This is a genomic window from Anaerobiospirillum sp. NML120511 (assembly GCF_023050955.1).
GTDB lineage: Bacteria > Pseudomonadota > Gammaproteobacteria > Enterobacterales > Succinivibrionaceae > Anaerobiospirillum.
On sequence record NZ_JALKIK010000003.1, the window covers coordinates 41442 to 54832 of the forward strand.

Genomic DNA, 13391 nt, shown 5'->3' on the forward strand with positions numbered 1-13391 from the left:
ATCAGTACTCCACATGCTCATCGATCATTTTGTTAAGCATAAGTCCTGGATTTTCTGTAAAGTCTGACCATGAGCCCAGCTTTTTGAGCTCTTCATGCTCGATGTCAAAAGCCCAGAGACTGCGGTCAGTGCGGCTCCACAGCAGCTTCCAGTCGCTGTAGTTGTCAATTTCAGCCAGCAGGGAAAGGTATTTTCTGCGGCCCCGGGAAAACTCCATGATATCCATGAGCTGATGCAGACGGACAAAGCGCACCAGCGGAGCATCAGGAAACTCAATGAGCCATGGCCCCTGGGTCAGCTGCTCAATCATGGCTGCAGGTGCCTTGTATCCGCGCAGCATCCTGAGTTTTTCCTGTTCGTTATGCCACTGTTCAGGCTCCAGGGTTTTAAGCCAGGCAGCAAGATCCTGATTTTTGCTGCTCAGTGCTGCCGAATAAGGGCGGTCACCGTCGCGATCGCATATGGTGACATCAGCGCCGCGTTCAACCAGCAGTTTTGCCGTTTCCATATCACCTTTACGGGCCGCTTCAATGAGCGGAGTTGAGGCATAGGGAAAGACCATGTCCGGCTCATGCCAGTTGATGTCAGCTCCCATATCAAGAAGCAGCCTGACCGTGTCTCTGTCGCCCTTAGAAGCAGCGCGGCGCAGCGCATCTCCTCCATACAGGGCAGCGGTGATACCGGCATTTTCAAGAGTTTTGAGATGCTCGGTATGGCCACCCCAGAAGACCTCAAGAAATATCCTGCGTTTGTGTTTTACGTTCAGATCGGCCGCCTGGTCGATAAACATGGACAGGACCTCACTGCCGCAGCAGCGCACGGCCGTTATGACAAGCGGGTTTTCAACTGCAAGGTCGCGGCGGGCTCCATGCTCAATCAGGAAAGTAATCATGTCCGGCAGGTTGCAGAAGACTGCAGCCTCAAGAGGCATGAGGGTGATATAGCGGCTGATCTCCACTTTGCTGTTGAGATCGAGTCCCTGAGCAAGCTGAGAGAGCAGACTGTCCTTATCTTCGTCCAGCACCGCGCGCACCGGCTCGGGAACACTGTCGAAATTACCCAGATATGCAATCTTGTACATGCACACTCCTTAACTTTCACTGATACTGCACGCCCATGCCGTCCACACCCCGCCCCGGCCATGTAAGGCCGGAGCGGGGACGGCCCGACCTGCGCTCATGCCCGACCATGTCCGTAAGGGCATGCCTTCCCATGAGCGAAGGCGCATGCCTGCATAAGCGCCCGGAAGTGGCCTGATGCCACGTCATGAGGCCGGCAGGCCGGACGGGCTCATGGGAGAATGGCCTGGCTGCAGAGAGGGGGGGGCGTGGTGGCCAAGACGGCCGGTATTACATGCGCCACCAGCGCCATGCAATCCACAGCAGCAGTCCCAGGGTGCAGGCAAAAAAGACCATCAGGTGGTACCAGGGACGTTCAGCCACACTGCGGATAAAGGCTGCGCCGCCAAAAATCAGCGCAACCAGTCCCAGAATTATCAGAGGACTGAATCCATTTCCCATGAGAACCTCCATGCGCCTGCGTTACGGGCGCATCAGATAAATTAGCAGAGTGAAGCCGTCAGCAGGGGCTGGCAGCTGCAACAGCAGCGGCCTGCAATCGGCCGGGGCCGGAGCTGCAGGTGATGTTCGCAGCTCACTGAGCCTGAAACGGCCCCTCATAGCGCTGCGCATACCAGACACTTTCAAATTGAGCGGCTGTGATTTCCCGGGCGTGAAACTCCTCGCCCCAGATATTGCTGTTGAGCTCTGCAGCTGTGGGCAGGGGAGTGATTTCAATGGCCCCGTCGTACATATCTTCATAACGGACCATGCGGCCATCAGCAAAGACATCAATGGAGCGCCGTCCCAGCCTGTCATCGGCCGTATCGACTTCGTAAAAGATAACAGCGGGCTCTCCTTGCGGTGCATCGGCCCAGAACACCTGCAGATATTCCATCACAGCTTAATTTCCTGTCAAAGTTACTCTTGTAATACCTGGCCTTGCACCCAGCAGCAGGCTGGTGATGCAGGTGGATCGCCAGCTGCTTACGAAGGATGCCGGGGATGGGTGCGCCAGCTTTTTACGAAGGCAGCCGGGGCCGGAGCCGTCCCAGCAGTTTACGGAGCCGTCCCAGCCGTTTACGGTGCCGTGCCAGCAGTTTACGATGCCGTCCGGGCGAGGCTGGAGCCGTGGGCCGGGTGCGCCGGCCGATTATCTGGGCGGCCGGAACCTGATGCAGGTGCCGGATGCTGGTAGCATATGCGGCCTGTGTGATCATTCTTCAAGTATGCGGTAAGGATCCATGGAGCAGCGGTGGGCATTGGCATAGACGCGGCGCAGCTCGTCGCGTACCTCCATAAGCGCAAAGCCCAGCAAATTCTCGCCTTGCCAGAGCTCAGGATTGCAGGCATGCTCATGATCCCGGGCAAGGCCTGTGCCCCAGATTCTGTCTGCCGGGCTGGCCTCAACCAGAACTCTTGAGCCCGTTCCGATCAGATAATCTCTGAGCCTCTGGGAGCAGGAGAATTTGTACCAGTTGCCCTCAACGACAATAGCGTATTTGAAGCGATCCCAGACGGACTCATCAAAAGGACTGATCGTGCGGCCCAGCTGCTTGATATGGCGCGGGTCGGAGCTGCTCATGATCTTCTTTTTACATTCGCTGTCACTGAACAGGCTTGCCTTGGAGGCCATCATGAACTGCTCGGCACAGCTAAAGCTCTCATGCTCGCGCTTAAAGTCTTCTTTCCACCACTGGCTCATGCAGCTGTGGCTGAGCCTGCCATCAGCCTGTGGCTGGTGTCCCCAGAACATTACAGCTGAACGGCACATGCCGGCCTGCTGATCCATAAGCCACTGGCGGCTGTAGCAGGGCTGACCGTCAGGCTGCCTGACAAAGACCAGCAAATCACCATGCTCCATGATGTTGAAGCTGTCATCATCGCCGTCGTCTTCTTCCTCATTCCACCAGCCCTGCCAGGTGAATGGTTCAGGAAAGAGTTCCTGTACTTCAGCCCGCTGCTGTTTATTGAGTTTGTCCAGCCACTGACAGAAGATGTCTATTACTCCTTCACCATAGCCCATACGCCACCCAAGCGAGAAGCGTGACAGGTGAGGACATACCATCCATGGGGGAGCCGGAATGCTGTTCATAACAGAGCTCATGATCTTTCCTTAATGCCTGGCGCAAGGACGCCGTCGCCGTTGCTGCAGTGTCTCTGCCGCTGCTGCAGTGCCGCTGCACCGGCCACAGGGCCGGCAGGCGCGTCCGGATAGACGGGCCTGGCCTGTGGCTGGGGCGCGGCTTGGTGATATCAGAAGTCCATAATGATGGCCGACCTGTTCTTTTCAGCAAAGAGCAGGGCCTCCCACAAAATGGCAAAAGCGTAGCGGGCCAGAGACTGGGTGTCGTAGCTGTCGTGCTTCTGAATCTTCTGCGGATCAACAGAGCCGTCCTCAGCCTGCTCAAGGTCAGCTGGATAGCCCTCGGTGTCTTTCCAGCCTGCAACAGTGGCCTCGTCAGCCTGCCATACCAGAGAGTTCAGTTTCTCCAGTTCAAGGCGCAGCGCAGCCAGAGTACTGATGGTGCATTCGCTGCCATTGACCAGGGTGCCGTTAAACAGCAGAGGTCGTGACAGCGGCACCCACATGGTGGCTCCACGAAACAGTGACCAGACCTTTTCAGTGTCTTCAGCGGCCTTTAATACCAGCGGATGCTCCATGAAATCGTGGTTCTTTTCCACGCTTTGAGGTATGGGCTCGCCATAGCGGGCACAGGCTGCAGTTACCAGCAGGGCGCCAAAGGCATCCCAGTCTGGCTTATGGGTAAAGTACGGAGCGGTATTGTTCTCAGGCCACTGCTCATCAGCACCTGAGCCCGGAGGCATGACCGACTCAATGAGCAGGTTGCGCCACTGCTCAACAGCGGCCTGAACCTCAGCCTCATCAAGTTCCTCATCGTCTCCCTGGTCATAATCAGGCCTGATGACATGATACTCATGTCCACAGGCCTCTGCCCACTGCTGAACCATGTTCTTCCAGTTGCCGCAGTAGTAGCGGGTTAAAGTACCGGCATAAATATCAAGACCCATTTTTTATCTCCATATGGTCATTCCCTGAGCTAATGCCACGGATGGCATGGGGGCCATGCGCCACCGGCCATGGTCAGCCCGACCAGTCCAGGCCATCCCTGGCTGAGGCTGCCCTGTCCGGGCCAGCCCAGACTGGACCGCCCTTGGCCGGGGCAGCTGCAGCCGACGGCTGCAGCTGGTCAGGAAGGTCAGTCAAGAATGCTGCCCGGGTTGCTGTCTATACCTGCCTCGATGCGCCTGCGTTTTTCTATTTCCTCAAGGCACTCTTCGATAACATCAGGAGCCTGCTCATCGTCAGGATCAAGCTCAGCCCAGCGGCGGGCATACTCAATAGCCTGCTCCTCATTGCCATAAAGGTACTGATAGCCATAGGCCATGCGCATGTTCCATTTGACATCGTCCTTTCCGTCTTCCTGAACAGCCTTGAGAACTACAATGGCCCTGTTGAGGGCTATGTCGCCCTTATAGCGCGCAGTGCCATCGTTGTCATCGCCTATGATGGCATAGTTTTCAAGGGCGCGGGCCATGGCAATGGCAAAGCGCAGATCATGGTGACTCTCAGGCACAGTATTGAGCACAGCTATGCATCGTGAGAATTTGTCATCTTTGTTCCACTGCTCGAGCTGTTCATAGAAGGCATCGGCCTGCTCTTCAGACCAGGCAATATACTCAAGACCATCCTCGATTTGAGGATTGATTACCGATGAGGTCAGACGGCCGTTATCATTGCCATGCTTGAGCGGCACTGTAGCCGCATCTCTTCTGAAGGAATGGAAATAAGCCCAGTCAACTGAGCTGGAGTCAAAAAACTCGCCTGCAAGCTGCAGGGTCTTGCCCGGATCCCAGGCAATAAAGTCCAGATAGCCGCAGAAACATCCGGTGCCGCCGCCGGTAACAGTTACGGCTTCACGGCCTTCATCAGTGCTCAGGGCAGCTTCAAGCTCGTCTCTGAAAGCAAAGATCTTCTCGCTGCCCCCGTCTTTGAGCTTATCAAGCGGCCATATGAAAAAACCAGCAGCCACACCATCGGAGTGCAGGGCATTTACCACATCGTTGTCTGCAGACAGATATTCCTGTACCAGGGGGACACAGCAGGTGCTGCCGGCAATGATATCAAGACGCCAGTCAGCGTTGGGGTCTTCATTGGGCTTCATGCTGTAGCCTGTGTACAGATCAAGGCACTCCCGGGCTGACAGATCAAGCTTGCAGTCATGATCGGCAAGCCATTGAGGCAGCCTGTCCAGAGTAAGCTGTTCTCCGGCATCATCACCGGCATCTGCAGGGCTGCGCATCAAATCAAAGGACTCGATATAGCGCATGTGAACCAGCTCGCCCAGAGTCTGGTCAGTAAGGTTGGTAAGCAGCCACCAGACAAATGATTCAGACTGCTGCTCAAAGGCAGGCTCGAGCTTTTCACAGCAGCATTTGAGGGCAAAGCTGCCGCTCTCTGCAGCGCTCACCCAGACAGTGACATCTTCAGCCGAGATCCTGCAGCCCTCACTTACTATGCAGATATTGGCCGCTGCCTGACGGCCGATGGTAAGTTTCCAGTGTTCACGCAGCTGCTCAGGAGCATGGCGCATGAAGTATTCGATCTCAAAAAGGCGTACGCGATCGCCCTCAGGAGTGACTATGAGCTCATAGAGCTCACCTGATTTGCCCAGTTCGTAGGATATTGAAGTAAAGGCCCTGTTAAGCGCTCCGCTGCACAGCCTGAGCATCTCCATATTGGCCTCTTGAGTATCATCATTGCGACCGTCAATGTGCTTGCGGATACGCTCTTCTACCTGAACAAACTCATCCCAGGCAAGGCGTACACGCTCGGCAAAGCACTGGTTGAATGCCGGCAGGGCGGTACGGTGTTCACACTGAGTAATGAAATAGCGGGTATCCTCACCCCACTTCTCAGGATCATCAGGTCCCAGCAGTTCAAGGGCTTTGCGGAAGTGATCAAGGGCCCAGCCATCCTGGTCCATATAGTACCGCGCATACCCCATTCTGAACTGCCACAGATGAGTGTTCTCAAGCTCATCCTGACAGCGCTCCAGAGCCTCCACAGCCTTGCGGTACAGCTCAGGCTCATCTTCAAAGGAGGCAAGATTATTCAGAGCACGCGCCAGCTCCAGGTCCAGCTCAGCACTGCGATGATCATCATCAAGAGCCTCAATGGCATCAACAATTTTCCTGAACTTGTTTTCTTCGTGCCATTTCTGGCACTGCCTGAGAATATCCATATAAACTCCTTTAAGACCGGTGCTTATGCCGCATGACCATCCTGCATTGACACCACAACACGGTCACATGACCAGCCAGCATCAGCAGCACAACACGGTCGCATCATAAGCACAACACGGTCACATGACCAGCCTGCATTGACTGCACAACAAAGTAATACGACCTGCCTGCATCAACAGCAAAATACGATCACATGACATTCAGTACCCGGGCTGAGCCATGGATGGACAGCAATGCCAGAGACGGCCTGTATGGCTGCTGTTGTCATTACAGGCCATAGCGCTGCCAGCCGTTGAGCAGCATGTCTGCACGTTCAATTTTCCAGCCATCAGGTGTTCTTTTAAGCAGGAAGCGGCGTTTAAAGCCATTATTGAGTTCACGGGTGTAGATGTGAATTTTGTTGCGGCTTACCTTGCCGGCATCAAGATAGATATGGTCTGAATAGGTCCCATGTGGCGACCATGACAGAGCCTCAGGGCGGTAGCCGCTGCGGGGCTTTTCACAGACAAAGTTATCCCAGATGTCCAGAAGGGCAGCCATGCCTGTGGTGTCATCGAGATCCTCTGATTCCATTTTCTTTTCCCAGTCGTTGACTGCAGCAAAGAAGTCCCACAGAACCTCACGGCAGGACACCACATCAGGATGACTGCTGTCGAGCGGATCGATGGAGCGGCGCAGCTGAACGCGTTCAAACTCATCCATCTGGCTGTCGCTGAACTGCTCACCGGCCACAATCTTCAGACGGCTGTTATCAGCTGTGGCCATGAGACCGTCAAAGGTCACAGCTGTGTGGCTCAGATGAAGCATGCTCAGCTTCTGCAGGCCGGCAGCGGCTTTGAGGCCCAGGTCATCAAGAGAGGTGTAACTGAGTGAAAGAAGCTCCAGGGGCAGGGCATCAAGCTTTGCAACCCCACGTCCGGTCAGGGAACCATTATTTTCAAGACTTAGATAACGCAGGGCCTGCATGTGGCCCAGCGGCTCAAAGCAGCTGTCATCAAGACTGCAGTTATCAAGGCTCAGGTTGACCAGGCTTTTTATCGAGCTGACAGCTTTCAGTGCAGAGGCATCAAGTGGCAGGCCGGTAATCTGCAGTCCCAGCAGACGAAAGGCACACAGGCGCTCAAAGGCTTCATGGTCGTCGGCAGCCATGGGCAGCACTTTGGTATCGTCAAGAGTAAGCTGACCGTCCTGCCATGCAGCTTTAGTTGCCCGTGCAGGCCAGCGTGGGGCCTGCCCGGCAGCAGTGCTGCCCGGGCGGGCCGATCCGGAGCCTGTGCCTGAACCTGAGCCGGAGCCGGACTCCTTTACCGTACCTGCTTTACAGCTGCTGTTGCTCTTACCAGTCGCGCGCACGAATGGCTTCCTCAATGTCGATACCAATACCAAACCAGCTGAGAATGTAGGTTACGCTTTCGCCAATGCTCTCACGGGCAACAGTCTCAATCTCGCTGTCATGGGCATCAAACTCATCCTGAAGATCGTTGATACCCTCTACTGCGCGGTCAAGGCTGTCCTGAATGCGCTCAATGTCAGTCTCACCGCTTTCAAGCAGCTCAATGACTGATATGAGCTCATCACGCACCTTGTCTACCAGAAAAGCAGGGTAGTAATCATCTTCGTACATGTCCTTGAGCAGAACATAAGCAGGGTTAAACTTCTTCATAGACTTCTCCTCTATCCTCATGAAAATGCACAGACCGGCAAATAACGAATGCCGATATGGCTGACAGTCATGGGTGACGGTGGGACCATCCGTCAGTGTCATTCTCAAGTGACAGCTGCCGGTGCCGGACGCCAGTGGCAGCTGCCGGCAGCAGAAGGTGCCAGCTGCCATTGACAGTATGTCATGGCAGGGCAGCTCAGGTAAGAAAAGCTCACCTGAGTCCATTTTGGTGGTATTGTTATGCACCGAAAACAAATAGCTCTCAGAGCTGACAGGCAAGGGACTCATCCCAAAAGTGCTTACCGCAATCATAAAATAGAGCCCCATGTGCCCTCTGGATATTCATGCGGCAGAGCTCCATGTGTCCTCTGGATATTCATACAGCAGAGCTCCATGTGTCATCGGGCCTTTCAGGTAGCTGGACCTGATGGACTTACCGTGATGAGCTGTGCTCTGTGCCAGGATAACTGAGCTCAGTGACAATTGCCTTTGCTGATTGCCCGTTTCATGCTGTTGAGGGGGTTAACCTCGGGCAGCGGCGCTCATTGTCAGCTTACAGGGTATACAGAACAAATAGCAGGTAAAAACAATATGGCTGAATTTTCTCCTGAACACTTTGTCGAAAGATTCAACAAGACAGCAGGCCATGGCCGCACTGTAAAGGACACAGGACGCATGCTTGAGGGACGCTATATCCTTTCCTATGGCTGGGACGGGGTAGACGAGTCAGCAAAGGGCACTCACTTTTTCCTGGTCTGCAGTCCTGATGATGACCGCCAGGTCAAGATGATTCAATGCGACAGCTTTGAAGAGCTCGAGCAGAAAATCAAGGACAACAGCTGACAGGGGCTGCACGGCAGTGCAGCTGCCATGCTTCGCTGTCGCCTGCCATGCTGGCCTCGGGCAAGATAGTCGCTTTTGCCGCTGGTCCTGCTACGAGCTGCAGCTAACTGCAGTTGCAGGCAGGCGCCTGGGGAGCAACCAGGTCTACAGGTCCGCAAGACAGTACTGCAGCAGTGGCTGTGGCCTGAAGTTAAGTGCTCCAGCAGCGGGCCACAGAGCCGTAATTCAGTGCTGCAGCAGCGTGCCACAGGGCCGTAATTCAGTGCTGCAGCAGCGGGCCACAGAGCCGCATATCATGGGGGCAGCGGGGCCATGGGTTTGACGGGACTGCACTGCTTTGTTTGCAGGTCAGTAGCACTGCAGGATGAGCCAGCAGTTGTCGAAGTTGCGGGCGGCCAGGTCCTCACGCGGGATAAAGATGTAGATATGGCCGCAATCGCCCCACATCAGCTCAAAATCATCGGCCTCAATCGTGTCCATCTGCATGAGCAGGGTCCATTTTTCATGGGCAGTGAGCTCAGCTGCTTTCCTCGTTTCTGAGGGAATGAGCTCAGGGGCGCGACCGGTTTCATAGCCTGCCGTTACCAGTTCGCACTTATAAAACATGCTGTTCTGAATAACCTCAGGCCAGCCCAGCAGCCATGAGTGAGGCTCGAAGTTCTCACTGTTAAGGCCCATAATCTTATCTCTGGCCCTGGTAAAGCTCTTGGAAAATACCTTGCAGCGCTCGTGCGCGCTCATGGGCTGAAAACTGCTGATTTCATGGTTGCGGGCAGCATTGGTGACAGCCACATAATCGACCCTGTCAGGACAGGTATTCAGGGGCTCAAACTGCACTCCGATCTGGGGAAATCTGCAGTCTTTGTCCATGTTTTCAGGAAAGTCAGCCGGGCGCAGGACACTGGCGTCCTCAAACCAGTATACCCGGGCACTGCCCATATCCTCAGGGGAAAAGCCCCAGGTCATGCTCAGGACTTCATAGAAGAAAGAGAGCACACCGTGATCGGGCAGCAGATGCTCACTGTCATAGGGCGCAAGGTCGGCACAGTTGAACTGAGCCAGAAAGGACAGCGGGCGTACGGCTTTTTTATCCCTGTAGTCTGTTCCATCATACTCAGGCCAGACAAAGTCTGGCGGCACATCAGGCCTGCCACCAAAGCGGCTTGCGCCTGTGCCCTCAGGGGCATTGCCGCAAAAGTGCAGCCTTATGGCCGGACGGCTCAGAGCCCTGAGGCCCTCAACGTCCTCAAACTCATCATCGCCATCCTCCCCGGCAGCATCAGCATCATAGTCAGCAGCATCAGCAGCGTCATGAGCATGCTCAAGGCTGCTTTGGCAAAACTGGATGAAGAGCAGGGTATCCTTATCGCCAGGGCAGGCCTCAAGGGCCCGGTTAAAACAGTCAAGAGCCTCTTCATAGCGCCCCAGATAATACAGAGCATAGCCCAGACGGTAGTTCCACAAGTGGTCAGAGCTCATGGTCTGCTCATGCTTTTTGAGCAGCTCCACAGCCTTGCCATACTGAGAGCTGTTGTTATACGCACGCGCCAGAATGCTGTCGACATGGGCATCGCGGCAGTCCGCTCCCAGCCCCTCAAGAGCAGTGATAATACGCCCGTGCTGGATCTCATTATGCCAGCGCTCGCACTGCTCCATCAGCTCAGTCTTATCCATCTCAACTCCTGTCCATTTAATCCTGCTTCACCAGGCCTGCAGGGTGTGGGCTCTACACGGCCGCCACAGGGGCGTTAGCTGAGCCCGCTGCCTGCTTTACAGCCCTGACTGGCGAGCCTTCATTAAAGGCCAGCAGAGCGACTGTCAGAGCCTGTCATTAAAGGCCTGCATGGTTTCTGTCAATCCTGTCATGACAGTACGGCATCAGTAAGCACATGGCCGCCATATCAAGGAGGATGGCAAATATCAGTCAGTGCGTCAGGCCAGCTCCAGACTGACAATCTGACAGCGTTTGCCGCTACTGTCGACCATATATATGGCCAGCCAGTCGATGCCATCTGTTTTGACCTGATCCCATGAAATGCGGTCGCCGCAGTTGATGGTTACCATGCCGTTGTCGTCAATTTCGTAGTCTTCTTTTTCATCCTCATAGTCAATACCATGACCAGTCTCAAGCACCAGCGAGGCTGCAGGGTGGTCATAGCGAACCATTGGTCGATGGGCAGCGGCCTCAGGGTCAAAGCTGTCGCAGAACATGGCGTTATATCCGTGGCGCAGGCCGTCAAAAATGACATGGCGCTCTGATCCGTCGATACTGCGCGCTTCAATGAGCAGGGGATGAATGTCATCTGCCACTATGTACAGCTGAGGCTCACCTTTGACCTTACAAAGTTCGCCGCAATACCAGATTTCAAACAGAGAGGTTCCTGCAGGACCTGCCAGTGATATTTCACCTGAGGGCTCACGGTTAAGCTGCAGGCCGTTCAGCCATGAAGGCAAGCAGGTTGTTGTCATTTAATCTCCTTAGTGCACTGTGCCTTTGCCATGAGCTTACCGCCATGGCTTAAGTGATAGCTGACAGTTCATGGCTGCATGACTGCTGTATTGACGATGTTTGAATGCGGCCGGCAGTGAGGTCAGAACATGCATATGCCTGCCTGTTATCCGGCCTGTTTAACAGCCTCAGGACAGCTTTTCTGTGCCGAAGCGTTTTGCGGCATCTTTGTATACGGTGATGCTCTTTTCCACCCTGATAAGAGAGGCTCTTACCGAGAAGTAGTGGCGCAGCTGTGCCTTGAGCTCCTCATTTTCAAGGTACAGGGGCAGCAGGCTTATCAGCATCTCATCGTAGCTCTCCATGAGTACGCCGCTGCGGTTATAGCTCTGCCAGGTAACGGCCGGTTTATTCTCTTCCGGGTTGACGGCCAGATCGTAAATCCAGCGCTCATCTAGATTGACCGGGCGGTCAAAGACAAAGCTGTAATCGTAAACCCCATAGCGTGACATGCCCCAGAAAACCAGTGCTCTCATGCCGTCAGGGCTGCAGCGCTCATATTTCCAGTTGCGGGGATACTGGCAGAAGTCCAGCAGCGCCAGGGCATTGCATACCAGAGCGCGGTCATCTGTTTTGAGCAGGGGAGACCAGCGGCTGTAGACCTCGTCACCAGGCCGGTTGATGATGTCGCTTATCAGGGCTGAAATCAGCCAGACACCGCCATGATCTGCATAAAGCTGTGCTGCCAGTTCGTGAAGTCGGGGATCGGAGCTGTAAATGAGCGAGGCGCTGAGAGTAACAGCAGGAATTTTCTGCAGCTCTTCAGGACCCACATGATAAATGCCCATGTGGTCGCCTATATGCCAGGTATTGCAGCTGTCGCCATCATAAAGCGGCGCATGTCTGAGGCTGGCAAAACTCTCAAGCCGTCCGGCCATGTAGCGGTATACCTCAAGCATGGCCGGGGATGCCTTGCCCAGCATCAGGTTGATGCACAGATTGAACTGCTCCTGCTCGTCGCGGGTCAGCACTCTGTCTTCAGCAATGTCCAGCATGGCGCTCAGTCTCTTGAAAATTTCAGGACCGGCAGCCTCAGAAACAGTGTCAGAGCAGGCCTTGAGCAATACAGATGAACCCATGAGCTTGCCTTTGACCATGCGGGCCCACATGGGCGCGGCCGGCTCGTACTCGAAGATGGCCAGAGCCTGCTGGGCGGCTGTTTTGTACTTGCCTTTTTCGTTTTTGACGAGGTCAAAGAGCAGGGGCGCATTGCTCTCATCCTGACCAAGCTCATTAATGGCCTTAATCCTGGCCACGCCCTTTTCGGGCAGCACCACCGCCCCGGCTGCCGTCATGGCCTCCGCTGCAGCAGCTGCAGCCTCCGGGGCCGGTGCAGTGCCTGCAGCACCGGTGGCGCAGGATCCAGTGTCGGCTGCTGCGCCTGACGGGGCGGCACAGTCAGCTCCGGCTTTAACGGTGTGGCCTGCTGGGGCTGACGGGGCCGTGGTCTGGTCGTGAGTTTTCATTTCTTGCTCCTGCAGCCCTGTGGCTGCACTGTAATGTGCTGCACCGGCCCGGACTTAAAATTGCGGCCCGTACGCAACGTGCAGGCCGTCGCCTCCATAAGCGCTGTACAGTTACATGTCCTCGCTCAGGATGCAAAGGAAGCCATGATATGAACTGGAATACCTTGTCAGCACTGCCTGAATGTCACTCATTGACTGCCAGGTATGCCGGACCGCCATGGCAGGAAGGGCCGCCCTGTTCTGCAGAGCAGGCATGGTCTGCAAGTTTGCAGACCTGCAGGGATGCAGGGCCATACAGTGGTACCTGTTGATATTAACAGTCACTGCAGCGGCCCTCCACAGAAAGTCCGACTGAATGTGATCCATGACGTTATTTATGTGCAGCGGGCAGCAGTGGCTCTGCACAGCAGCGCAGATGAGGAACCAGCAGCAGATCTGACCTCAGCCGTTGATGATGACGAAAAAGGCCAGCTCCATAAACGGGGCTGGCCTTTGTGGGGATAGAGGGCATTGATTTGTAACGAGCTGAAAAGTATGCCCGGATCCAGATGAACATGAGCCTTCTGTGAAAGGTCATGCCTCTG

The 13391-nt window shown here is 55.1% G+C and carries 12 protein-coding genes; 1 reads left to right on the plus strand and 11 read right to left on the minus strand.

Annotated elements, in window-relative coordinates:
- Window position 1: 1 nt before the first annotated feature.
- From MXE39_RS01445 to MXE39_RS01480, 8 genes are all read right to left on the minus strand, one after another.
- Complete coding sequence (locus MXE39_RS01445; protein ID WP_246976417.1) at window positions 2-1081, minus strand: ankyrin repeat domain-containing protein; 1080 nt, start codon at window positions 1079-1081, stop codon at window positions 2-4.
- Between the two features lie 268 nt (window positions 1082-1349).
- Window positions 1350-1520 (minus strand): hypothetical protein, encoded by a 171-nt coding sequence (locus MXE39_RS01450; RefSeq protein ID WP_246976420.1) that lies wholly within the window; start codon window positions 1518-1520, stop codon window positions 1350-1352.
- Window positions 1521-1653: 133 nt separating this feature from the next.
- Window positions 1654-1956 (minus strand): hypothetical protein, encoded by a 303-nt coding sequence (locus tag MXE39_RS01455; protein WP_348647457.1) that lies wholly within the window; start codon window positions 1954-1956, stop codon window positions 1654-1656.
- A 318-nt stretch (window positions 1957-2274) separates the two neighbouring features.
- Window positions 2275-3165, minus strand: coding sequence for an NADAR family protein (locus MXE39_RS01460; protein ID WP_246976426.1), 891 nt, complete (start codon window positions 3163-3165; stop codon window positions 2275-2277).
- A gap of 149 nt (window positions 3166-3314) precedes the next feature.
- Window positions 3315-4091, minus strand: coding sequence for a hypothetical protein (locus MXE39_RS01465; RefSeq protein ID WP_246976429.1), 777 nt, complete (start codon window positions 4089-4091; stop codon window positions 3315-3317).
- 188 nt (window positions 4092-4279) lie between these two features.
- Window positions 4280-6325 carry a hypothetical protein gene (locus MXE39_RS01470; RefSeq protein ID WP_246976432.1) on the minus strand — a complete coding sequence of 682 codons (2046 nt, stop codon included), beginning with the start codon at window positions 6323-6325 and terminating at the stop codon, window positions 4280-4282.
- 268 nt (window positions 6326-6593) lie between these two features.
- Window positions 6594-7679, minus strand: a complete 1086-nt coding sequence (locus tag MXE39_RS13055; protein WP_246976435.1) for an NTF2 fold immunity protein — start codon at window positions 7677-7679, stop codon at window positions 6594-6596.
- Window positions 7663-7989, minus strand: coding sequence for a DUF5713 family protein (locus MXE39_RS01480; protein WP_246976439.1), 327 nt, complete (start codon window positions 7987-7989; stop codon window positions 7663-7665). Before MXE39_RS01480 ends, MXE39_RS13055 begins: the two co-directional genes overlap by 17 nt.
- Before the next feature lie 591 nt (window positions 7990-8580).
- Here MXE39_RS01480 and MXE39_RS01485 point away from each other — a divergent pair.
- Window positions 8581-8832: a hypothetical protein gene (locus tag MXE39_RS01485; RefSeq protein ID WP_246976443.1), complete on the plus strand. Its 252-nt coding sequence runs from the start codon at window positions 8581-8583 to the stop codon at window positions 8830-8832.
- A 348-nt stretch (window positions 8833-9180) separates the two neighbouring features.
- Here MXE39_RS01485 and MXE39_RS01490 read toward each other — a convergent pair whose 3' ends face one another.
- The 3 genes from MXE39_RS01490 to MXE39_RS01500 form a co-directional block, all read right to left on the minus strand.
- Window positions 9181-10506 (minus strand): DUF1963 domain-containing protein, encoded by a 1326-nt coding sequence (locus MXE39_RS01490; RefSeq protein WP_246976445.1) that lies wholly within the window; start codon window positions 10504-10506, stop codon window positions 9181-9183.
- A 258-nt stretch (window positions 10507-10764) separates the two neighbouring features.
- The gene (locus tag MXE39_RS01495) at window positions 10765-11301 is read right to left on the minus strand and encodes a hypothetical protein (protein ID WP_246976448.1); all 537 of its coding nucleotides are present in this window, start codon (window positions 11299-11301) and stop codon (window positions 10765-10767) included.
- 168 nt (window positions 11302-11469) lie between these two features.
- Window positions 11470-12807, minus strand: a complete 1338-nt coding sequence (locus tag MXE39_RS01500) for a hypothetical protein (RefSeq protein ID WP_246976451.1) — start codon at window positions 12805-12807, stop codon at window positions 11470-11472.
- Window positions 12808-13391 lie beyond the last annotated feature (584 nt).